At 70.6% G+C, this 19,716-nt stretch carries 18 protein-coding genes; 6 read left to right on the plus strand and 12 right to left on the minus strand.

Annotated elements, in window-relative coordinates; translation table 11 throughout:
* Positions 1-34: 34 nt before the first annotated feature.
* Both ACTWJ5_RS22150 and ACTWJ5_RS22155 read right to left on the minus strand, forming a co-directional pair.
* On the minus strand, positions 35-2,029 hold the full coding sequence (locus tag ACTWJ5_RS22150) for a TonB-dependent receptor family protein (RefSeq protein WP_444439640.1): 1,995 nt from the start codon (positions 2,027-2,029) through the stop codon (positions 35-37).
* A 191-nt stretch (positions 2,030-2,220) separates the two neighbouring features.
* Positions 2,221-3,555 (minus strand): carbohydrate porin, encoded by a 1,335-nt coding sequence (locus ACTWJ5_RS22155; RefSeq protein WP_253390921.1) that lies wholly within the window; start codon positions 3,553-3,555, stop codon positions 2,221-2,223.
* A gap of 535 nt (positions 3,556-4,090) precedes the next feature.
* Between ACTWJ5_RS22155 and ACTWJ5_RS22160 the strand changes: the two genes are divergently transcribed.
* Positions 4,091-5,062, plus strand: a complete 972-nt coding sequence (locus ACTWJ5_RS22160; protein WP_052267717.1) for a LysR family transcriptional regulator — start codon at positions 4,091-4,093, stop codon at positions 5,060-5,062.
* 35 nt (positions 5,063-5,097) lie between these two features.
* On the opposite strand, the gene madM is transcribed toward ACTWJ5_RS22160, so the two are convergent.
* Genes madM through mdcA form a run of 9 tightly spaced genes read right to left on the minus strand, consistent with a single transcriptional unit; the run spans position 5,098 to position 12,441 of the window.
* Positions 5,098-5,862, minus strand: coding sequence for a malonate transporter subunit MadM (gene madM / locus ACTWJ5_RS22165; protein ID WP_043314735.1), 765 nt, complete (start codon positions 5,860-5,862; stop codon positions 5,098-5,100).
* 1 nt (position 5,863) lies between these two features.
* Entirely contained in the window at positions 5,864-6,280 is a 417-nt protein-coding gene (gene madL, locus ACTWJ5_RS22170; protein WP_444436561.1) for a malonate transporter subunit MadL, read from the minus strand.
* Between the two features lie 48 nt (positions 6,281-6,328).
* On the minus strand, positions 6,329-7,261 hold the full coding sequence (gene mdcH / locus ACTWJ5_RS22175; RefSeq protein WP_444436562.1) for a malonate decarboxylase subunit epsilon: 933 nt from the start codon (positions 7,259-7,261) through the stop codon (positions 6,329-6,331).
* Positions 7,258-7,926 (minus strand): malonate decarboxylase holo-ACP synthase, encoded by a 669-nt coding sequence (locus ACTWJ5_RS22180; RefSeq protein ID WP_253390919.1) that lies wholly within the window; start codon positions 7,924-7,926, stop codon positions 7,258-7,260. Before ACTWJ5_RS22180 ends, mdcH begins: the two co-directional genes overlap by 4 nt.
* A 17-nt stretch (positions 7,927-7,943) precedes the next feature.
* Positions 7,944-8,750, minus strand: coding sequence for a biotin-independent malonate decarboxylase subunit gamma (gene mdcE / locus ACTWJ5_RS22185; RefSeq protein WP_444436563.1), 807 nt, complete (start codon positions 8,748-8,750; stop codon positions 7,944-7,946).
* A complete protein-coding gene (locus tag ACTWJ5_RS22190; protein WP_444436564.1) occupies positions 8,747-9,610 on the minus strand; it encodes a biotin-independent malonate decarboxylase subunit beta in 864 nt (287 codons plus the stop codon). The genes mdcE and ACTWJ5_RS22190 overlap by 4 nt, the downstream gene beginning before the upstream one ends.
* Positions 9,603-9,902: a malonate decarboxylase subunit delta gene (locus tag ACTWJ5_RS22195; protein ID WP_043314741.1), complete on the minus strand. Its 300-nt coding sequence runs from the start codon at positions 9,900-9,902 to the stop codon at positions 9,603-9,605. Before ACTWJ5_RS22195 ends, ACTWJ5_RS22190 begins: the two co-directional genes overlap by 8 nt.
* Before the next feature lie 2 nt (positions 9,903-9,904).
* Entirely contained in the window at positions 9,905-10,780 is an 876-nt protein-coding gene (locus ACTWJ5_RS22200; protein WP_444436565.1) for a triphosphoribosyl-dephospho-CoA synthase, read from the minus strand.
* Positions 10,780-12,441, minus strand: a complete 1,662-nt coding sequence (gene mdcA, locus ACTWJ5_RS22205) for a malonate decarboxylase subunit alpha (protein ID WP_444436566.1) — start codon at positions 12,439-12,441, stop codon at positions 10,780-10,782. The genes ACTWJ5_RS22200 and mdcA overlap by 1 nt, the downstream gene beginning before the upstream one ends.
* 247 nt (positions 12,442-12,688) lie before the next feature.
* Between mdcA and ACTWJ5_RS22210 the strand changes: the two genes are divergently transcribed.
* The 5 genes from ACTWJ5_RS22210 to ACTWJ5_RS22230 all read left to right on the plus strand — a co-directional run bounded on the left by ACTWJ5_RS22210 (position 12,689) and on the right by ACTWJ5_RS22230 (position 18,836).
* Positions 12,689-13,831 (plus strand): porin, encoded by a 1,143-nt coding sequence (locus ACTWJ5_RS22210; RefSeq protein ID WP_370686622.1) that lies wholly within the window; start codon positions 12,689-12,691, stop codon positions 13,829-13,831.
* Positions 13,832-13,979: 148 nt separating this feature from the next.
* A complete protein-coding gene (locus ACTWJ5_RS22215; protein ID WP_444436567.1) occupies positions 13,980-15,146 on the plus strand; it encodes a M20 aminoacylase family protein in 1,167 nt (388 codons plus the stop codon).
* A 44-nt stretch (positions 15,147-15,190) separates the two neighbouring features.
* A complete protein-coding gene (locus tag ACTWJ5_RS22220; protein ID WP_444436568.1) occupies positions 15,191-16,513 on the plus strand; it encodes a citrate-proton symporter in 1,323 nt (440 codons plus the stop codon).
* Between the two features lie 9 nt (positions 16,514-16,522).
* Entirely contained in the window at positions 16,523-17,989 is a 1,467-nt protein-coding gene (locus ACTWJ5_RS22225) for an amidase (RefSeq protein WP_253409732.1), read from the plus strand.
* 76 nt (positions 17,990-18,065) lie between these two features.
* Positions 18,066-18,836, plus strand: a complete 771-nt coding sequence (locus ACTWJ5_RS22230; RefSeq protein ID WP_074976979.1) for an IclR family transcriptional regulator — start codon at positions 18,066-18,068, stop codon at positions 18,834-18,836.
* A 7-nt stretch (positions 18,837-18,843) separates the two neighbouring features.
* On the opposite strand, the gene ACTWJ5_RS22235 is transcribed toward ACTWJ5_RS22230, so the two are convergent.
* Positions 18,844-19,689: a CAP domain-containing protein gene (locus tag ACTWJ5_RS22235; protein WP_256512108.1), complete on the minus strand. Its 846-nt coding sequence runs from the start codon at positions 19,687-19,689 to the stop codon at positions 18,844-18,846.
* Positions 19,690-19,716 lie beyond the last annotated feature (27 nt).

Here is a 19,716-nt window from a genome sequence, read left to right on the forward strand (position 1 = left end):
CTTCGGTCTTTCAGTGAGCGGGTACTGCTTGGGTTCAGAACTGGTATTCGAGGCCGGCGCCGGCGTACCAGGAGCGCCCCGGGGCGGCCTCGTAGTAGCGGCCGTTGCTGTCGCCGACGATGACCGAGCCGACGTACTGGCGGTCCAGCAGGTTGTCCAGGCGCACCAGTTGGTGGAACGTCCAGGGGCCGTAGCGCTGTTCGAAGCGGGTGCGCCAGTTGAACACCGCATAGCTGGGCGCCGGCTTGTCCTCGTTGCTGTCTTCAACATAGACCTTGCTGCGGTACTGCCCTTCGAAGCCCATGCTGATGTCCTGGCGCGGCTTCCACACCAGCTCGCCGTAGAGGCTGCTGCCGGGCACGCCGGGCAGGTGGTTGCCCTTCTCGATGGTGCTGCCGCTCTCGACGAAGTCCTCGTCGTAGGTGGCCTCCAGGCGGGTGTAGGCGAGGGTCGCGTCCCACTGTTCGTTGAGCTGGCTCTGCACGCCCAGTTCGAAGCCCCGGCGCAGGGTCTTGCCGGCGTTCTGGTAGCTGGTGCGGCCGCCGGTGGAGCTGGCGACGACGATTTCGTCGTCGGTGCGGATCTCGAAGACCGCTGCGTTGACCCGCGTGTTGCCGCCGACCTTGGCCTTCAGGCCCAGCTCGTACTGGGTGCTGGTGGCCGGGTCGAGGCCGAAGTTGAAGCTTTCCACCAGGCCCGGGGCATAGGCCATCTCGGCCTGGGTCGGCGTCTCGAAGCCCTTGCCGGCGCTGACGTAGCCGTGCAGCTCGGGGGTGAAGGCGTACATCACCGACAGCGATGGGGTGTTCTTCTGGTACTTCTTCGAGCCGCTGGAGTCGCCGTTGGCCAGGTAGTGGTCGTCCACTTCCATCTTCATGGTGCTGTGGCGCAGGCCGGCGTCGAAGGTCCAGTCGCCCAGCTCCCAGCGCGCCTGCACGTAGGGGTCGAGGCTGGTGGCGATGTCGTCCTCGTCGCGGCGCAGCTCGCCCTTCACCCCCAGCAGGTCGCCGCTGTAGTTCTGGTAGCCGTGGCGGTCGTCGCGGCTGCGGTCGTAGTCCACCCCGGTGGTGACGGTCAGCTCGCCAGGCACGCCTTGCACCGGCTGAATCCAGCGCAGGGTGCCGCCGTGGAATTCGCGGTCGAAGTCCACCACGCCGCCGCCGCGCTGGGTGTTGGAGACCACGCCCTTGGGGATCGACAGGTACTGGATGACGCTGCGCTGCCCGGCGTAGAGGTTGAACTGCAGGGTGGCGTCACCGAAGTAGCGCTCGTAGTTCATGCCCACCTGCTGGTGGTCGATGCTCTTGCGCGTGTCGTAGGTCTCGGCCACCGAGGCCACCGAGCGCGGGTCGTGCTTGTAGGCGTCCCAGGTCTGGCCCAGCGGGTCCTGGGTGTTGTTCTGCTCCAGGCTGCTGTAGATCAGCGCCAGGCGGCTGTCGTCGTCGGGCCTGAAGTTGAGCTTGGCGAAGGTCTGGTCGCGGCGCGCGGCGCTGTGGTCGCGGTAGCCGTCGGTGTCCATGCGCGAGGCGTCGAGGAGGAAGCCGGCCTTGTCGTTGCCGCCCTCGGCGTAGAGGTGGTTCTTGTTGAAGCCGTCGCTGCCGAAGGTGGTTTCGGCGCCCACCTTCGGCGGGCCGGAGCCGTCGCGGCTGAACATCTGGATGACCCCGCCGGCGTTGCTGCCGTAAATGGTCGAGGCCGGGCCGCGCAGCACCTCGATGCGCTCGGCCACGTCGAGGTTCAGCGTCGCCGCCTGGCCCTGGCCATCCGGCGTGCTGGCCGGGATGCCGTCGCTGAGCAGCTTCAGCCCGCGGATGCCGAAGGCCGAGCGAGCGCCATAGCCGCGTGAGGAAATCTGCAGGTCCTGGGCGTAGTTCTGGCGGTTCTGCACCACCAGGCCGGGCACCCGCGGCAGCACCTCGGAGAGGTTGACGCCGAGCTGGCCGTCGCCGATCTGCGGCTGCTGCACGGTGTCGATGGAGAACGGCAGGTCGAAGCTGGACACCGGCGCGTAGGTGCCGGTGACGACCATCGGGGCGAACACGTCGTCGGCGGGCACGGCGCTGTCCGCGGCAAGGGCGAAGGTGCCGGTGCCCAGGCCCCAGAGCAGCAGCGGCGGCTGCAGGCTGATGGCGAGGCTGAGCGGGCGAAAACGCAAGGGCATGCTGGGGTTCCTGCTCCCTGCCCCGGCGCTGGCCGGGGCCTTGGTGATGACTGGGCGGCTCAGAAGCTGGACTGGACCTTCAGGCCGGCGACCAGGGCGTTGTCCACCTCGTAGACGCCGCCGGGATGCTTGATGTACTGCAGGTTCGGCCGCACCGTCAGCCAGTTGGTCACGTGCACGCCGTAGTACAGCTCGGCGTCGTATTCGCTGTGCTGCACCGGCTGGAACAGCGGGTTGTCGTAGTCGTCGAGGCCGGCGACTTCGTTGAGCTGCTTCTGGTGCTTGGTCACATCGTCGTTGATGTGGATGCGCGCCACCGCCAGGCCGATGTCGTCCTTCGGCCGGGCATCGAACAGGCCTTTGTAGACCGCGCCCACCTGCTGGTAGTTGTCGATGCTGTTGGTCGCCTGGTCATGCACGGTGAAGTTGGCGAACAGGCTCAGGCCGCGCGCGGCGTCGCCGTTGTGCGCGGTGACCTGCTGCTGCGCCACCACCCACCAGCCGTGCTTGCTGCCGTGGGACTTGAAGGCATTGCCGGTCAGCGCCTGGGGCTGGCCGTTGACGTCCTCGTAGACGTCGTCGGCCTTGGCAGTGCTGTAGTAGTAGCCCAGGCGGTACTCGCCCGGCAGCCCGCCGACCTTCGGCGACCACACCAGCTCCACCGGCAGGATCGCGCCCTTGGTGCCGCTGCCGCTGAGCTTGAAGCCGTTGCCGGTCTCCAGGTTCGAGGGGTTCTGCTCGTAGGCGCCGACCTGCACGAAGAATTCCGGGCTCAGGTTGTACTTCACCCGCAGCGCCCACTGCGCCACCGGCCAGTTGTACCAGATGCCGCCCACCCAGTTGCCCACCTGCGAGCCGCAGAAGGCCAGGTTCTGGAAGTCGCAGGGGAAGCTGTTGAAGTCCTCGCCCTCGCCGAACTGGCCGACCTTGATGTCCAGGGCGTCGTCGAGGAAGGTCTGCTTGTACCACATCTGCGTCAGCCGCCAGGTCTGGCCGCGGCCCCAGACTTCCTGCACCGAGCTGAGTTGGCCGGCACGCGGGTCGCTGAGGCGGTCGTTGGAGAGGTTGTTGCCATTGCGCTCGGTCACCGTCAGCTGGAACTCCGCGCCGTGCCAACCGAGGATCTTCTGCAGGTCCAGGTGGGTGCCCAGCGCCCACTGGTCGGTGTAGCGCGCGGTCTTGTCGTCGTTGTAGCCGCCGTGCAGGTTGCCCGCGGCCTCGCCGACGTAGTCCAGCTTGAAGTCGTAGCCCTTCTCCAGCAGCTCGCTGCGGGTGCCGCCCCAGTCCCCCAGGCCCCACTTCGAATCGGCGGAAAAAGCCTCGTCGCCATGGGCGCCGCCGGCCAGCAGGGCGAGCAGCCCCAGCCCCGGGGCGAGATTGCGGGCGGTGATCATGGGGGCTATTCCTCCTGGCAGCCTGAAGCGAAAAAGCGCCACCCGGCCCGCTCCCCAACGGGGCGCGAGCCGCATGGCCAAACGAAAACTGTAGAACAGGGGCCGACGCAGCGCTCTGGCGCGGCCATTCCCCCTGCCCCGGAAAACCTGCGCAGCCTTGAGACAGCGCTATCTTTTGCAGGTGAAAAAAATGCCCGGTCAAAGGCGACGCGCACGTTACTGCCCGCGCGGGCTAATGGCCAGACGCAGGGCTGGCAATATTATTTTTCATATCCCGTAATAATCCAGCCCGTTCGTGAAATATTTTCCTCAATAACCGCACAATACCCAGGGTAATGACGGCCCACAGGTTCGCGCCTGCGGGGCCCTGCGGCGACATGCAGCCTCCCGCGCGCAAAAGACAGCGCTGTCCAAGCACTTCCCCAAACCACCACCGGCACGGCGCTGGCAGCCCGCGCCCGGCTCCGCTACCTTGGCCGGGCCATCGACGAAGCGAGAATCCCCATGCCCCTTCCGCACGCCGCCCGAGGCCCCCATGGCCCGCGCTGACACGGCCAGCGCGCCCACGCCGCGCATCGACGAAGAGCTGACACTGAAGAAGCTGGAAGTCTTCCTGGCCTTCATGCGCACCGGCAACCTGGCCCGCGCCGCCGCCGAGCTGGGCACCAGCAACGTCAGCGTGCACCGCGCCATCCACTCCCTGGAAAGCGCCCTGCGCTGCCCGCTGTTCAAGCACGAGGGGCGCACGCTGACGCCGCTGGAAAGCGCCTTCGTGCTGGAGGAACGCGCGCAGAAGCTGGTGCAGGACGTGAACGAGACGGTGCGCCTCACCCGCGAGGCCGCCGGCTTCTCCGCCGAGCGCTTCAAGCTCGGCGCGCTCTATTCGCTGACGGTGAAGACCGTGCCGCAACTGATCATGGGCCTGAAGCTGCGGCGCAGCGAGCTGAACATCGACCTCATCCTCGGCTCCAACGTCGACCTGTTCTACCAGCTGAAGAACATGGAGCTGGACGCCATCCTGGTGTCGCTCAACGAGAGCGTGGCCGACCCCGACTGCGAGCAGCTGCCGCTGTTCTCCGACGACATCTTCCTCGCCGTGCCGGTGGATTCGCCCTACGCCGAGCAGGCCGAGATCGACCTGGCCAGCCTGAAGGACGCGCCCTTCGTCACCCTGGCCCAGGGCTTCGCCACCCACCAGGACGGCGTGCGGGTGTTCCGCCAGGCCGGCTTCGAGCCGCACATCGCCATGCAGGTGAACGACATCTTCACCCTGCTCAGCATGGTCAGTTCCGGGGTGGGCTACGCGCTGCTGCCCAAGCGCATCGAGGCGGTGTACGAGAACCGCGTGAAGCTGATTCCGCTGCAGGCGCGCTACCGCCTGCAGCAACGCATCGGCGTGGTGTTCCTGCGCGCCAAGGAGCGCGACCCGAACCTGCTGGCGCTGCTCGCCGAATGCCGCATGTACAGCATGCGCCACGAGCAGGAAGCGGCGCGGGCGGGAGCCTGAGGCGCCCCGCCCGCTTTTCTCAGCCGGCCACTAGCTCAACCGACCAGGCCGCGCACGCAGAAGTACAGCAGCGACGGGCCGAGCAGGCAGCCCAGGCCGGTGTGGAAGGTGGCGGTCAACGCGCCGTAGGGCACCAGGCGCCGGTCGGTGGCGGCGAGCCCGGCGGTGACGCCACTGACGGTGCCGGCCAGGCCGCCGAAGACCATCGCCGAGCGCGGGTTGTCCAGGCCCAGCAGGCGCGCCGAGACCGGGGTGAAGACCATCACCAGGATGGCCTTGATCAGCCCGGTGGCGATGGACAGCGCCATCACGTCGGAGCTGGCGCCCAGCGCCGCGCCGGTGACCGGGCCGACGATGTAGGTGACCGCGCCCGCGCCTATGGTGGTCATGCTCACCGCGTCGCGGTAGCCGAACGACCAGGCCACTATCACCCCGACGATGAACGGCAGGATGGTCCCCAGCAGCAGCGACACCGCGCCGATCAGCCCGGCCTTGCGCGCCTCGGTGGCCTGCACCTCGAAGGCCGTGGCGACAATGGCGAAGTCACGCAGCATGGCCCCGCCCATCAGGCCGATGCCGGAGAACAGCGAGAGGTCGGCCAGGCCCTTCTGCCCGCCGCTGAGGGTGCCGCCGACCCAGGCCAGCACCAGGCCGATGAGGATGGCGATGGCCGAGCCGTGGACGCGGCCGAAGGTCAGGTGGCGGGAAATCAGCACCGACACCCACATGATCACGCCCACCACCGCGAAGGCGGTGACCAGGCCGTTATGGATGAGCGCGTTCTCTACGATCTGCCACATCTCAGCGCCCTCCCACCGGGGCGGCGCCCAGGTCTTCGACGCGGTCCTCGCGCGGCAGCGGCTCGCCGCGGTGGGTACGGCTGATCAGCGCGATGGTCGCGCCGCACACCAGCACCGAGCCGATCGCCGCGAGCAGCGCCACCGGGCCGCCGTGCAGGGCGGTGACCACGTTCTGCTGGGCGGCCATGGCGACTACCACGGGAATGTACATGGCGCCCCAGAAGCCCACGCCGAACTCGCATTCCTTGCTCAGCCCGCCGCGCTTGTGCATCGCCAGGCGGGCGAAGATCAGCAGCAGCATGGCGATGCCGACGCCGCCGACGTTGGATTGCACGCCGAGCAGCACGCCCAGCAAATCGCCCAGGATCACGCCCGCGAGCGTGCAGGCAGACAGTAAAGCGACACCGTAGATGATCATTGTTGTTGTCCTCGGTTGGTCGTTGGGGTTGGGGGTAGTGGGACCGGCTCAGGGGTCGCGGCGTTCCTCCTCGCGCAGCAGCGCGTCCAGGGTGTCCGCGCGGGCACCGTCGAAGGCGATGGCGGCGGCGCCGAAGCAGGGCTTGGCCAGGCCGCTGAGTATGCGCCCGGGCGGCAGCTCCAGGTGCAGGCGGGCGCCGCGCTCGTAGGCGCTGCGCAGGGTGGCGCGCCACTCCACGCGGCGCGCCATGTTCCAGGCGAGGTCGGCGGCCAGCGCCGCCGGGTCCATGACCAGGCGCGCCGTGCTGCCGCTCAGGTAGCGCAGCCGCGGGCGCTTCAGTTGCACGCCGGCGAAGGCTTCGGCCAGGCGCGCGGCGGGTTCGGCCAGCAGTTCGCAGTGCGAGGGCACGCTGACCGCCAGGCGCTTCGCCGCGCTGGCGCCCTGGGCGCGGGCCAGTTCGGCGATGGCTTGCAGGGCCTCGTCGCTGCCGGCCACCACCAGTTGCCGTTCGGCGTTGATATTGGCCAGGTAGACCGGGCGTTCGGCGCTGTGCACCTGGGCCAGCAGCGGCTCCAGCTGCGCCTGCTCCAGGCCGAGGATGGCGCTCATGCCGTAGCCGCTGGGCCAGGCCCGCTGCATCAGCTCGCCGCGCAGGGCGACCAGGCGCAGCGCATCGGCATAGGCCAGGGCACCCGCGACCACGGCGGCCGGATAGGCGCCGATGGACAGCCCGGCCACCATCGCCGGCCGATGCCCGCGTGCGCCGAGCAGGCGTGCCGCGGCGACACCGGCGATCAGCAGGCACAGCTGCACGGCGCGGGTAGAGGCCAGGGCCTCGGCGTTTTCCAGGCTGGCCATGGGCTGGCCGAGCACGTCCGCCGCCTCTTCCAGGCAGGTGCGCACTTCCGGCTCGCCGGGCAACGCCGAGAGCATGCCGGGGTACTGCGCGCCCTGGCCGGGGAAGGCGAAGAAGTTGCTCATGCGGCCACCTCGGCACGCGCCCAGGGATCGGCCAGCAGCGCCGGCGCGTGGTCGCCCTTGACCATGACGCGGGCGCCCTCCCCGGCCCATTCGGCCAGGGCCAGGCCACCGGCGGGGGTCTGCAGTTGCAGGTCGATGCGGCAGGCGGCCTGGTTCAGTTCGGCGAGCAGCGCGCGGGCCGCGTCGCGGGAAAACGGCTGCGGGGTGCGCAGCAGCAGATCGAGGTCGCTGGCGTCGTGCAGCACCGGCACACCGGTGGCCAGTTCGAAGCCGGCGCCGCCGGTGATGCCCCAGGCCAGGCCGCTGGCATCCAGTACCTCGCTTACCTGACGCAGAGCCTGCCAGGTCGGCAGCTCGCGTTGCGGCGCGACCTGGCGCAGCGCTTCGGGCGTGGCGCAACGCTGCACCGCGGCTACCGGCAGCCAGCCGGCCCAGCGCTGGTCGCGGCTGTGGCCACGCAGGCCCACCGCCAGCCAGCCCGGGCGCGTCGGCGCACGGCGCACGACAGCAGGCCAACCGGCCGTCAGCACTTCGCTCGCCCAGGCCGGCGCATCTTCCGGCAGATGCTCGGCGCCCATGCCCCAGAGCAGGTCATGGGCGCGGAAAAGGTCAGGAGCGGGCCAGTCCCGGCGCGAGCCCCGCTGTGAGCTATCGACGATGGCCATGGCCCGCTCCTGAGTTCTTACCACTGCTCGCGCAGCAGTTCGCGCACGCGGCCGGACGCCGCGCGGTTGGCTGCGCCGAGGCGGCCGCGCAGGTCGCGCGGGGCACCGGCGATATCGTCCAGGGCGCGGCGCAGGCTGGCTTGCACCTGGGCCACGTCCGCTTCGCCGGGCGTGTCTATGGACGGCACTTCCAGGCTGTCCCACAGCAGGCCGAGCGAGGCGTAGCTGTCGATGTCGTAGGCCATCGGCGGCACCGTGGCGGCCAGCCGTTCCAGTTCCTCGACGCTGCGCAGGGTGATGCGCGCGGCAGCGGCCTTGCCCATGGCGTGGACCATCACCCCCGCATCGCGCAGGGCGATCAGCCGGTTGGCCTGGTAACCATGGGCGAGGAAGGCGCCGGACATGGCCTTGCCCACCAGCAGGCCGATCACCGGGTGGCCGGCGAGGCGCGCGCGGGCGTAGGCGTCCACCGCAGCGGCCAAGGCCTGGTGGATGCCCAGGGCTTCCTCGCGGCGTCCGTAGGCCTGGCTGGGCACGTCGACTATCGCCACCAGGGCTCGCTTGAGCGGCGCATCACGGTCGGCCTCGATGGCCTCGTCCACCGCCGCAGCCAGGCGCCAGCCTTCGAGCAGGCCGACCTCGCCGTTGCAGGCGCGGGGGAAGGGATTCTGTGCATCGGCAATCACCGCCAGGTAGCGCAGCGGCTGGCCGTCCAGCTCAACGTCGGCCACCCGCAGCGAGAAGCCGTCCTGTGCCCGCGCGGGCTGTTCGCCGGCCAGCGCCTGGAACCAGGCCAGGCCACGGGAAGAAGGTGCTTGGCTCATTGCGCGTCTCCTTGGTTCAGGCCGGCGTAGAGGCGGCGCACGCCGGCGGCGTCGATCTGCTCGCTCGTATCGAGGCTTTCCAGGCGCGCCAGGAAGTCCCGCGCGCGGCGGCTGCGCGGGTGCGCCGGCAGGCCCTTGGCGAAGTAGTCGCGCACCGCGCCGTGCAGGGTCGCCACGTCGTCCGCCAGGCAGGCGTCGGCCAGGCCGCTGGCGGCACGTTGCTCGCCGCCGGTGAGGCTCCAGATGAACGGACGGTCGCGGGAGTCGTATTCCTCGATGCCGGCTTCCTGCTCGATCACCTGCGGGCCGTTGAGCCCCAGGCGCGCCTCGCGGGTGACCAGCACGTAGCTGCACAGCCCGGCGGCGATGGACATGCCGCCGAAGCAGCCGACCGGGCCTGCGACCAGCGCCACCACCGGCTGGTACTGCTGCAGGTCGACGATGGCCGCCTGGATTTCGGCGATGGCCGCCAGCCCCAGGTTGGCCTCCTGCAAACGCACGCCGCCGGTTTCCAGCAACAGCAGCGCGCGGGTGGGGATGCCCTGGCGGTTGTCCTCGGCGGCCAGTTCCAGGGCGCCGGCGATCTTCGCACCGCTGACCTCGCCCATGCTGCCGCCCTGGAAGGCGCCTTCGATGGCGGCCACCACCGCCGGCTGGCCGTCCAGGGTGCCGCGGGCGATGACCACGCCGTCGTCGGCCTGGGGCACGATGCCCTGCCCTTCCAGCCAGGGCGACTGCACGCGGGCGAAGGGGTCGATGAGTTCGCGGAAACTGCCGGCGTCCAGCAGTTCGCGGGCGCGCTGGCGGGCGGAGAGTTCGGTGAAGCTGCGCAGGGCCAGCAGTTGGGCGACGTCACTCATGGCCGGCCTCCTCCAGTGCCTGTTCCAGGCGCAGGCGCACCACCCCGGGGGTGGCGCCGAAGTCGTGGATGCAGATTTGCGCGGCCGGCGCCGGCACGGCGGCGAACAGCCGCTCGAAGAGTTGCTGCCAGCGCGGCGCGCTGCCGTTCACCGAGGTCACCACCTCGATCTTCAGGGCGCCGGCCGCGGCCGGTTGCAGCAGCACCTCCAGGTCGCCGGAACCGACGCAGCCCACCAGGGCGCGGCCGCGCACCGACGAAGTGGCGGGGTATTCGAAGGACAGGGTTTCCATGGTCAGAGGCTCCCGGCCCACCCGCCGAGCGCGGCGGGCAGGCGATCCAGAAAGAGACAGGCGGCCAGCAGGTCGGCGGCGCCACCGGGGGATGCGTTGAGCGCCAACAGCGCGCGGTCCAGCTCGCGCAGCGCACGGCGCCCAGCCAGGCTGGCGCTACCGCCGGCATCGAGCACCGCCCGCGCGCCGCCCTGCATGGCTTGCAGGCCGGCAGTGCCGGCGCGGTGCAGCACGCAGGTGTCGTCGAGCACGGCCATGATCGCCAGCAGCGCGTCGAGCCGGGCGTTCTGCTCGCCGCTGCCAGCCGCGCGGCTCTGCCTTAGTTGCGGCAAGCCGTGCAGCACCACGCGGGGGAAGCCCAGTTGCGCTTCCTCGCGGGCGCCGCCGACGCCGTAGCGCTGGCGCACCTTGGCGCCATGGCTGGGCAGTTGCGGTTGCGCGCGGTCGGCGAGCACGGCGATGCGCCCGGCGCGGGCGGCCACCGCTTCGGCCGCCAGCCGCGAAGTGTCGAGCGCGGCTGCGGCGCTCAGCAGGCCCAGGGCCCAGATGGCGCCGCGATGGGTGTTCACCCCCGCCGTGGTGCGCAGCATGTCCGCCTCGCCTTCGCGGCCGAGGCGGCCGAGGGTTTCGCGCAGCGGCAGGCCGATTTCGCCATGGGCCCGGGCGGCCTCGGCCATGGCCTGGAAGCACGGCCACAGGCTCAGCGCCGAGGCCTGCATCAGGCCCAGGTGCAGGTCGCTGTGGGCGCCGCTGCCGCGACGGTCCACCAACGCCGGCTTGGGCGACAGCTCGGCTTCGTCGATCAGCGCGTCCACCGCCAGGTCGGCCAGGCGCTCGCCCAGGCCGACGCGGGGTTCGAGTTCGTAGGCTTGGGCCATCACCAGCTCCTGAAGCGTGCCGGCGGCTCGTACAGGCCCCCGGACCAGTCGACCAGTTCGGCGATGCTCTTGGCCGCGAGCAGTTCGCGGCTGGCGTCGGCGCGGCGGATGCCCAGGTCCTCGGGCAGCGCGATCAGCCCTTCGCGGCGCATGCGCTCGGTGTCCTGCGGGTCGTGGCGCAGGCCGATGGGGCTGATGCCGGCCACCGCGGCGATCATCGCCCGGCGTTCCTCCAGCGAGCGCGCCTTGTACAGGTAGGCGATGCCTTCCTCGGTGAGCACGTGGGTGACGTCGTCGCCGTAGATCATCACCGGCGCCAGCGGCATGTTCGCCTTGCGCGCCACGTCCACCGCGTCCAGTTGCTCGACGAAGGTGGGTTTGCCGCCGTCCTGGAAGGTCTCGACCATCTGCACCACCAGCTTCTTGCCGCGTTCCAGCAGGGCTTCGGGCTCGGGGCGCATGTCCAGCCAGGCCGGGGTGGAATGGCGCCGGCCGCGCGGGTCGTGGCCCATGTTCGGGGCGCCGCCGAAGCCGGCCAGGCGGCCATGGGTGACGGTGGAGGAATGGCCGTCGCCGTCCACCTGCAGGGTGGCGCCGATGAACAGGTCCACCGCGTACTGCCCGGCCAGCTGGCAGAACATGCGGTTGGAGCGCAGCGAGCCGTCGCGGCCGGTGAAGAACACGTCCGGGCGCTGGGCGATGTAGCGCTCCATGCCCAGCTCGGTGCCGAAGCAGTGCACGCTTTCCACCCAGCCGCTCTCGATGGCAGGGATCAGCGTCGGGTGCGGGTTGAGCGTCCAGTGCCGGCAGATCCTGCCCTTCAGCCCCAGGGACTCGCCGTAGGTCGGCAGGATCAGCTCGATGGCCGCGGTGTTGAAGCCGATGCCGTGGTTCAGCGACTGCACATTGTGCCGCTCGTAGATGCCGCGGATCGCCATCATCGCCATCAGCACGTGCACCGGCTTGATGTGGCGCGGGTCGCGGGTGAACAGCGGCTCGATGTAGAACGGCCGATCGGCCTCGACCACGAAGTCGATCCAGCTGGCCGGGATGTCCACCCGCGGCAGGTCGCGCGGATCGTCGACGATGCGGTTGACCTGGGCGATGACGATGCCGTCGCTGAAGGCGGTGGGCTCCACCAGCGCCGGGGTGTCCTCGGTGCTGGGGCCGGTGTAGAGGTTGCCGTCGCGGTCGGCGATGAAGCCGGCCACCAGGGCGACGTTGGGGATCAGGTCCACCACCAGGCGCGAGTACAGCTCGATGTAGGTGTGGATGGCGCCGATCTCCAGCAGCCCGTCCTCCAGCAACTGGCCGATGCGCAGGCTCTGCGGGCCGGAGAAGGAGAAGTCGAGCTTGCGCGCGATGCCCAGCTCGAACAGGTCCAGGTGCTCGGGGCGGCCGACGCTGGGCATGATCATGTGCAGGTCGTGGACCTTGCCCGGGTCCACCCGGGCCAGGCTGCGCGAGAGGAAGTCGGCCTGCTTCTGGTTGTTGCCCTCCAGCACCACACGGTCGCCCGGGGCGATCAGCGCCTCCAGGGCGCGCACCAGGTGCTCGCGCGGCAGCACCGCGCCGTCGGCCAGGTGGCGCACCCGTTCGAGGCGTCGCGCTTTCTCGGCGCGCCGCCGCGACCACTGGGGCGGGGGGGATGTCTGGATCATCGGAACCTCCACGAACGCTGCTGTCGTGGACGCACCTTAGGGACCTGCCGCCCGCTGCATCAATCAAGCGCGGCGCACGATCGTTAACCTGAGCGTAACGTTTGACTCAGCCTGCCAGCGGTTCCGCGCCATGGAACCGCTGTGCATTGCCGCGCCGGCCCCGTCCGGATTCTGCTGGAAAGGCGACGGCGGCCCCCGCTGCCGCCCCGGTACCTGCCTACAACAACCACAACCAGGAATCCGCGCCGTGCACACCCAAGCTCACCACCGCAAACCTTCCCCGTTCCTCCTCGCCGCCCTGCTGGCCGCCCCCTTCGCGGCCCAGGCCGAGGGCTTCCCCGGCATCGGCCGCATCGCTTCGGGCTTCGGCTACTACAACATCGACAAGGGTTTCGACGACAAGGCCAAGGTCTACGGGACCCTTGACGTCTTCAGCGACTACCACGACTCCGGCCACCACTCCGGCTGGCGCCTGGAAGGCGGCGGCGCCTGGACCAACAAGCTGGGCCTGTACCTGCGCAAGGCGCTGGACGAGGACACGGTGCTGGAGGCCGACGTCGAGGAAGGTTTCAACCTCAACGGCCAGGCCCTGGACCAGCACTGGAAGCAGGTCGGCGCGCTGCGCCTGGCGCTGGTGGCGCTGCGCACGCGCCACTACGGCAAGCTGGAGTTCGGCAAGACCTACAACATGAGCACGCCGACCTACGCCGACCCCTTCCTCGCCGTGTACGGCTCGCCCTACACCTTCCTCACCCTGCCGCCGCGCGGCAAGGGCGCCTACTACCTGGACGTGCGGCCCAAGCACACCCTCGCCTACACCACGCCGAGCTACCACGGCTTCAGCCTCGGCAGCGCCATGAGCTTCGGCTTCGACGACGCCGCCAGTTCCGGGCGCACCGTGCGCGGCAAGGGCGTGAGCCTGCAGTACCGCGACAGCCGGCTGATCCTGCTCGGCTCCTACAACGACTACCTGAGCGACCCGTGGGACGACGGCGGGCGCAGCCGGCAGACGCACAACGTGTTCAAGAGCGCCTCGGCCTTCTACGACTTCGGGCCCTTCTCCTCCAACCTCACCTGGCAGCGCCAGGACGTGGACTACCACGGCACCCCGAGCATGACCGCCTGGACCCTCGGCTTCATGCTGCCGGTGGGCGAGCGCGACCTGGCGCGGCTGGTGGCCACCCGGCGCAACGTCGACAGCGGCGAGCAGGACGCCACCGGGGTGATGCTCGGCTACGACCACTTCCTGCGCCCGAACCTGGCGCTGTATGGCCGCGTGGCGCTGATCGACAACCAGCGCCAGGCCGCCGTGAGCTATGCCGGCATCCCCGTGGAGCAGGCCGGCGACGACCCGTCCAGCGTGGCCATCGGCATCTACTACCACTTCTGAGCGCGCGCGGTTCCACAGGGTGGAACCAACGCGCATTGCCCCCTCACGGCGCCCGCGCTTTGCTGGTAGCCATCCGAGCCGGCGGCCCCGCCGCCGGTAACCGCCAACAGGACCGGACTCCAGTCCGGCTACCCCGGGAGAGCCCCACATGCCCCGCCACGCTCACATCCTCGCCTGGCTGAACGACAGCGCCGACGAACTCAAGGCCCTGCGCCAGGACATCCACGCCCACCCCGAACTGGGCTTCGAAGAACGCCGCACCGCTGACCTGGTGGCCGACCTGCTCGGCCAGTGGGGCTACGAGGTGCACCGCGGCGTCGGCCACACCGGCGTGGTCGGCGTGCTGCGCAACGGCGACTCGCCGCGGCGCCTGGGCCTGCGCGCCGACATGGACGCGCTGCCCATCGAGGAAGCCACCGGCCTGCCCTACAGCAGCTGCCATCACGGGCGCATGCACGCCTGCGGCCACGACGGCCACACCACGATGCTGCTCGGCGCGGCGCGCTACCTGGCCGCCACCCGCAACTTCCAGGGCAGCCTGACGCTGATCTTCCAGCCCGCCGAGGAAGGCCAGGGCGGCGCCCTGGCCATGCTGGAGGACGACCTGCTGCAGCGCTTCCCCTGCGACGCGCTGTTCGGCATGCACAACATGCCGGGGCTGGAAGCCGGCCACCTGTGCTTCCGCAACGGGCCGATGATGGCCTCCCAGGACCTGCTGGAAGTGCGCATCGAAGGCGTCGGCGGCCACGGCTCGATGCCGCACCTGAGCGTCGACCCGCTGGTGGCGGCGGCGAGCGTGGTGATGGCATTGCAGACCGTGGTGGGGCGCAACGTCGATCCGCAGCAGGCCGCGGTGGTCACCGTGGGCGCGCTGCAGGCCGGCGAGGCGGCCAACGTCATCCCGCAGCAGGCATTGCTGCGCCTGAGCCTGCGCGCGCTCGACGCCAAGGTGCGCGAACAGGTGCTGGAGCGGGTGCAGGCGATCATCCACAGCCAGGCGCAGAGCTACGGCTGCACGGCGCAGGTCGAGCACCGCCCGGCCTACCCGGTGCTGGTCAACACGGCGGCGGAAACCGCCTTCGCCCGCGAGGTCGGCATCGAACTGGTGGGCGCCGCCGAAGTGCGCGAGGCGCCCACGGTGATGGGCAGCGAGGACTTCGGCTGGATGCTCCAGCGCTGCCCCGGCAGCTACCTGTTCATCGGCAACGGCGCCGGGGCGATGGTGCACAACCCGGCCTATGACTTCAACGACGCCATCCTGGTGCGCGGCGCCGCCTACTGGGCGGCGCTGGCCGAGCGCTGGCTGCGCTCCTGAGCGCCTTATCGAGCTGCCCTCCCCCTTTCCTGGAGCACCCCGTGATGCAGACCTCCTCCCGCGCCGTGTCGCGCAACCACCAGGTGGCGGCCGCCGTGATCGGCAACGCCCTCGAGTGGTACGACTTCATCGTCTATGGCTTCCTCTCCAGCCTGATCGCCCGGCTGTTCTTCCCCGCCGAAAGCGCCTACGCCTCGCTGCTGATGGCCCTGGCCACCTTCGGCGTGGGCTTCTTCATGCGTCCGGTGGGCGGCGTGCTGCTGGGCATGTACGCCGACCGCAAGGGCCGCAAGGCGGCCATGCAGCTGATCATCGCGCTGATGACCCTGGCCATCGCGCTGATCGCCTTCGCCCCGGACTACGCCGCCATCGGCGTCGGGGCGCCGGCGCTGATCGTCATCGCGCGCATGCTCCAGGGCTTCGCCACCGGCGGCGAATACGCCAGCGCCACGGCTTTCCTGGTGGAATCGGCGCCGGCCAACCGCCGCGGCCTGTACGGCGCCTGGCAGCTGTTCGGCCAGTGCCTGGCGGTGTTCGCCGGCGCCGGCATGGGCGCGCTGGTCACCCACAACCTGTCGCCCGAGGCGCTGGACGCCTGGGGCTGGCGCGTGCCCTTCCTGCTCGGCCTGCTGATCGGCCCGGTGGGCCTGTGGATGCGCCGGCACATGGAAGAGACCGAGGACTTCGTCCGCGCCAGCAGCCAGGAAAAACCCGTGGGCCTGCGCCAGGTGCTGCGCGAGCACCGCCGCGCGGTGCTGGTGACCATGGGCTCGACCATCAACGGCACCGTGGCCTTCTACGTGGTGCTGGTGAACATGCCGACCTTCGCCCACACCCAGCTCGGCCTGCCGCTGGACCAGGTGTTCATGGTGCAGATGCTGGCGGTGGCGCTGATGACCGTGATCATCCCCGTCGCCGGCGCCCTCTCCGACCGCTACGGCCGGCGCCCGGTGCTGTTCGCCGGCATGCTCGGCTTCACCCTGCTGGTCTACCCGCTGTTCGCCTGGGTGGCCGGCGCGCCGAGCATCGGCAACCTGCTGGTGATGCAGCTGGTGCTGTGCAGCCTGATCGGCATCAGCTACGGCCCGGCGCCCACCGCCGTGGCCGAGCAGTTCCCCACCCGCGTGCGCTCCACCGGCCTGGCCCTGGCCTACAACGTCGCGGTGATGCTGTTCGGCGGCTTCGCCCCGTTCATCGTCGCCTGGCTGACAAAGGTCGGCGGCACCCCGGTGGCGCCGGCCTGGTACGTGCTGGCGGCCTCGCTGATCGGCCTGTTCGCCCTGGCCTTCCTCCGCGAAGGCGCGCCCGAGGCCCTGGCCCGGCGCCGCGCCCGCGCTACCCTTTCCGCCACTGCCCGGAGCCTGTGAATGACCGCCATGACCGCGCCCTACGCCACCCCGCTGCAGCAGGACATCGTCGCCCTCGACGCGCTGCCGCTGTCGGAGGCGATCCGCAACCGCCAGCTCAGTTGCCGTGAGGTGATGCAGGCCTACCTGGAACAGATCGAACGCTACAACCCGCGGGTCAATGCGCTGGTCTCGCTGCGCCCTGAAGACGAACTGCTGCGCGAGGCCGACGAGCACGACCGCCTGCTCGCCCAGGGCCGCTGGCTCGGCTGGCTGCACGGCATGCCCCAGGCGCCGAAGGACCTGGCGGCCTGCGCCGGGCTGGTCACCAGCATGGGCTCGCCGCTGTTCGCCAGGCAGGTGACCGGGCACGACGCCTACGTGGTGGAGCGCGCGCGCAAGGCCGGGGCGATCTTCGTCGGGCGCAGCAACGTGCCCGAGTTCGGCCTGGGCTCGCACACCTACAACGCCGTGTTCGGCATCACCGGCAACGCCTACGAGCCGCGCCTGACGGCCGGCGGCAGCAGCGGCGGCGCCGCGGTGGCCCTGGCCCTGCGCATGCTGCCGGTGGCCGACGGCAGCGACATGATGGGCTCGCTGCGCAACCCGGCGGCGTTCAACAACGTCTACGGCCTGCGCCCGTCCCAGGGCCGCGTGCCCTTCGGCCCGTCCAATGAACTGTTCGTCCAGCAACTGGCCAGCGAGGGGCCCATGGGCCGCAGCGTGGCCGACGTCGCCGCGCTGCTGCGCACCCAGGCCGGCCATGCGCCCGGCGCGCCGCTTTCGCTGCGTGGCAGCGACGACCTCGCCGGACCGCTGGAGCGCGACTTCCGCGGCGCGCGCATTGGCTGGCTGGGCGACTTCGACGGCTACCTGCCCACCGAGCCGGGCCTGCTCGCGCTGTGCGAGGCGGGCCTGGCGGACTTCCGCGCCCTGGGCGCCGAGGTCGAGCCGTGCCGCCCGGACTACGACATGGCGCGCCTGTGGCGCTGCTGGCTGGTGCACCGCCAGTGGCTGGTGGCCGGCAGCCTGGCCCAGGCCTATGCCGAGCCGACGTTGCGCCGGCAACTCAAGCCGGAGGCGATCTGGGAAGTGGAGTCGGGCCTGGGCCTGGGAGCCGCCGACGTCTACCAGGCCTCGCTGGACCGCAGCGACTGGTACCGCGCCCTGCAGAAGCTGTTCGAGCGTTACGACTACCTGCTCCTGCCCAGTGCCCAGGTGTTCCCTTTCGATGCACAACTGGCATGGCCGGATGCCATCGCCGGCCGCCCGATGGACACCTACCACCGCTGGATGGAAGTGGTGATCGGCGCCACCCTCGCCGGGCTGCCGGCGATGAACGTGCCGGTGGGCTTCAACCCCGCCGGGCTGCCCATGGGCGTGCAGATCCTCGGCCCGGCGCAGGCGGACCTGGCCGTGCTGCAACTGGCCCACGCCCATGAACAACGGACGCGCTGGGTCGCCCGGCGGCCGCCGGCGCTGCTCGATGAACGCTGAGGCGCGGGGCCCGCTCGGGCATGGCACGCATCCTGCCTCCCCATTGCCGACGGCATTGGGCACATGGGGAACGGCGATGCAGGGGAAAGAGGAAGGCAGCACGGTGCGCTCGGTGGAGCGCGCCCTGGCGATCGTCGAACTGCTCGGCGAGCACGGCTCCCTGGGGCTGGAGGAACTGCACTACCTCACCGCCCTGCCCAAGGCCACCGTCTCGCGCCTGCTGCACACCCTGCAGGAGCAGGGCTGGCTGTACCGCGGCCTGTGCGACCGGCGCTACCGCCTGAGCTCGCGGCGGCTGTTCGGCGACGCCAGCGAGCGCCAGAGCCGGCGCCTGGTGGAGGAAGCCGCGCCGCTGCTCAAGGCGCTGAGCGAGCGCACCGGGCTGGTGGCCGACCTGTCGTTCTTCGACGGCGCCGACCTGCGGGTGATGGAAAGCTCGGTGCCCGAGCGCCTGCGCAAGCGCTACCCGAGCAACCGCATGATCGTCGGGCTCAAGGCCAGCCTGTTCCACTCGGCCATGGGCCAGGCCTGCCTGGCGGCGCTGGACGAGCAGCACGTGCGCAGCCTGGCCGAACGCCACGCGCTGCAAGGCGAGGAACTACTGCAGTTGCACGAGCGCGCGCACCACCGCGGCTTCGGCGAACGCACCGAAGGCCACTGGGAATACTCGGTGCGCCTGCCCTTCCTGATCCGCGCCATCGCCCTGCCGGTGCGCGCCGGCGAACGCCTGCTGGGCAGCGTCGCGCTGCACTGGCCGCAGGACCAGGGCAGCGTCGAGCAGGTGCGCCGCCAGTACCTGGGCAGCCTCGGCGACACCATCGAGCAGCTGCAGCGCAGCCTCGCCTGAGGCGCGCTCAGGGCGTGCCGAACATCGCCGTCCAGTAGATGCCGGCGTCGCTCTTCGGGTCCACCGCGTAGGCCGCGCCCAGCTCGCGGTACTGCGGGCTCATCAGGTTGGCGCAGTGCCCGGGGCTAGCCAGCCAGGCCTGCACCACGGCATTCGCGGTGCCCTGCCCGGCGGCGATGTTCTCGCCCACGGCACCGGCGCTGTAGCCGCCCAGCTCGGCGCGGTCGCCGGGGGTGCGGCCGTCGCGGTCCAGGTGGGAGAAATAGTTGCCGTTGGCCATGGAGCGGCTGTGCTCCTCGGCCACGCCGCCCAGCACCGCGTTCCAACCCAGCGGCGCGGCCTTGGAGAAGGCCTGCCCGCCGCACTGGCGCGCCTGCCCCCGCGCGGCATTGACCGCCTGCAACAGCTTCTGCCCCTCGGCCTGCCAGTCGCCCAGCTTGCCCTGCAGCAGCGGCCTCGCCAGCACCACGCGCCAGTCGTTGCCCTGGCGGCTGACGCCGACCTCGATGAACTGCGGGTCGAGCAGCACCTGGCAGAAACTCTCCTGCAACGCCGCCATGGCCGCCTGCTCGTCCTTCGGCCCGCTGAGGCTGAGCATGCGCGCACTGCTCATGGGGTAGCCGGTGGCCTTGAGCGCCGACTGCCAGTCGGAAACCCCCGGCGCCAGCACCAGCCGCGCATCCTGCCCCAACGGCGGCAGCGCCTCGCTGGCCCGACCGGCGCAGGCCTGCGGCTGGCTGCGGTAGAGGTTGATGGCTTCGAGCAGCGGCTCGGCCGCCACGGCATGGCCGGCGCCGGCCAGCAGCGCCAGGGACGGTAGGAGGCATCGCAGAACGGACGGCAAGACGCGCATGAAAGGCTCCCTTGGTGGACTGCCGGA

Origin of the sequence: Pseudomonas sp. A6 (assembly GCF_052367875.1) — a bacterium.
Taxonomy (GTDB): Bacteria; Pseudomonadota; Gammaproteobacteria; order Pseudomonadales; family Pseudomonadaceae; genus Pseudomonas; species Pseudomonas citronellolis.

Excerpts from the sequence above, each read along its gene's own strand:
- ACTWJ5_RS22215 (WP_444436567.1), top strand. The coding sequence starts at position 13,980 with ATGCCCCGCCACGCTCACATCCTCGCCTGGCTGAACGACAGCGCCGAC.
- ACTWJ5_RS22155 (WP_253390921.1), bottom strand. The coding sequence starts at position 3,555 with ATGATCACCGCCCGCAATCTCGCCCCGGGGCTGGGGCTGCTCGCCCTG.
- ACTWJ5_RS22180 (WP_253390919.1), bottom strand. The coding sequence starts at position 7,926 with ATGGCCATCGTCGATAGCTCACAGCGGGGCTCGCGCCGGGACTGGCCC.
- ACTWJ5_RS22200 (WP_444436565.1), bottom strand. The coding sequence starts at position 10,780 with ATGGCCCAAGCCTACGAACTCGAACCCCGCGTCGGCCTGGGCGAGCGC.
- ACTWJ5_RS22195 (WP_043314741.1), bottom strand. The coding sequence starts at position 9,902 with ATGGAAACCCTGTCCTTCGAATACCCCGCCACTTCGTCGGTGCGCGGC.
- ACTWJ5_RS22220 (WP_444436568.1), top strand. The coding sequence starts at position 15,191 with ATGCAGACCTCCTCCCGCGCCGTGTCGCGCAACCACCAGGTGGCGGCC.
- madL (WP_444436561.1), bottom strand. The coding sequence starts at position 6,280 with ATGATCATCTACGGTGTCGCTTTACTGTCTGCCTGCACGCTCGCGGGC.
- ACTWJ5_RS22150 (WP_444439640.1), bottom strand. The coding sequence starts at position 2,029 with ATGGTCGTCACCGGCACCTACGCGCCGGTGTCCAGCTTCGACCTGCCG.
- ACTWJ5_RS22225 (WP_253409732.1), top strand. The coding sequence starts at position 16,523 with ATGACCGCGCCCTACGCCACCCCGCTGCAGCAGGACATCGTCGCCCTC.
- ACTWJ5_RS22190 (WP_444436564.1), bottom strand. The coding sequence starts at position 9,610 with ATGAGTGACGTCGCCCAACTGCTGGCCCTGCGCAGCTTCACCGAACTC.
- mdcH (WP_444436562.1), bottom strand. The coding sequence starts at position 7,261 with ATGAGCAACTTCTTCGCCTTCCCCGGCCAGGGCGCGCAGTACCCCGGC.
- mdcA (WP_444436566.1), bottom strand. The coding sequence starts at position 12,441 with ATGATCCAGACATCCCCCCCGCCCCAGTGGTCGCGGCGGCGCGCCGAG.
- ACTWJ5_RS22235 (WP_256512108.1), bottom strand. The coding sequence starts at position 19,689 with ATGCGCGTCTTGCCGTCCGTTCTGCGATGCCTCCTACCGTCCCTGGCG.
- ACTWJ5_RS22230 (WP_074976979.1), top strand. The coding sequence starts at position 18,066 with ATGCAGGGGAAAGAGGAAGGCAGCACGGTGCGCTCGGTGGAGCGCGCC.
- madM (WP_043314735.1), bottom strand. The coding sequence starts at position 5,862 with ATGTGGCAGATCGTAGAGAACGCGCTCATCCATAACGGCCTGGTCACC.
- mdcE (WP_444436563.1), bottom strand. The coding sequence starts at position 8,750 with ATGAGCCAAGCACCTTCTTCCCGTGGCCTGGCCTGGTTCCAGGCGCTG.
- ACTWJ5_RS22160 (WP_052267717.1), top strand. The coding sequence starts at position 4,091 with ATGGCCCGCGCTGACACGGCCAGCGCGCCCACGCCGCGCATCGACGAA.